The sequence below is a fragment of the Marinibactrum halimedae genome, from assembly GCF_021234875.1.
In the GTDB taxonomy this organism is placed as follows: Bacteria; Pseudomonadota; Gammaproteobacteria; order Pseudomonadales; family Cellvibrionaceae; genus Marinibactrum; species Marinibactrum halimedae.
Map to the genome: position 1 here is coordinate 1 of NZ_JAJQVM010000111.1, position 846 is coordinate 846.

Consider the following 846-nt stretch of genomic DNA (forward strand, 5'->3'; position numbering starts at 1 on the left):
TTCGCCAGCTTCCACTTGTTGTACTGCACGAATGCGAATTTCTTCGAGCGTATCGTGACTTAATTTTCTGCCATCATTTTTCATGACTGTATTATACAGTGTTGTCTAAGTTATGCACCCTTTAGTACTTGCTTTGCTGCGAGGTGATCCTGTTAACTCGGAACCACCTGATCAATATCAGGCAGTGTTATTTTGAAAGTTAACGGGACAGCAGTGACTTGTTATAACTTTTACAGCACGACTTGGACGTCACCAATGCCTTTTTGCCAACTTAGTTTTTCACATACAATACTAAGCATAGCCCCACCTTCAATCTCTATATGAGCGACAGGTTTGAGTAATTCCTTATTATAGGACTGCCACCCATCTTCTTTGTATAGCTTAGCTACACTTCTAATCTCTTTTTTTATCGTGATATTTACCTCACCTACGAAGATTGCATCTTCGTCGTCCGGCGACTTCCGAAAGTTTAACCTTGAGTAATCAGCACAATATAATGTGATCAAGCCATCGAAAGCTGCTGGATGAAATTCTAATTTTATTAATCCGCTCACCCCTTCTACAGACAAAGTTAAGTCCGCATTGTCTAGCAAAGTATCACAGATTTCTTGTAAGGAACTCATTTCAATACCAAGTTATAACGCGGTTTTAATGGGCGCCCGCGCAGCGGGCGTCCAATGGAAGCACCAAAGGTGCTGGAATGAACATTGAAAACCTTGTTGAACGAAGCCGCTACGCGGCAAATTTCCACTTTGTCCCATTTTGAACGAATCTCATAAAGCTCATCTGTGAGCCTGTCTACAGGAGATTCACCATGAACAAAACCCAAACCCAGCATTTCCAACG

2 protein-coding genes are annotated in these 846 nt (G+C 42.0%); both read right to left on the bottom strand.

The annotated features are described in order from the left end of the window. Positions 1 to 230: 230 nt before the first annotated feature. On the bottom strand, positions 231 to 623 hold the full coding sequence (locus LU351_RS20530) for a hypothetical protein (protein ID WP_232595950.1): 393 nt from the start codon (positions 621 to 623) through the stop codon (positions 231 to 233). Beyond that, positions 620 to 846: hypothetical protein (locus tag LU351_RS20535; protein WP_232595951.1), on the bottom strand; the 227-nt coding region annotated here is incomplete at its 5' end. The genes LU351_RS20530 and LU351_RS20535, both read right to left, overlap by 4 nt.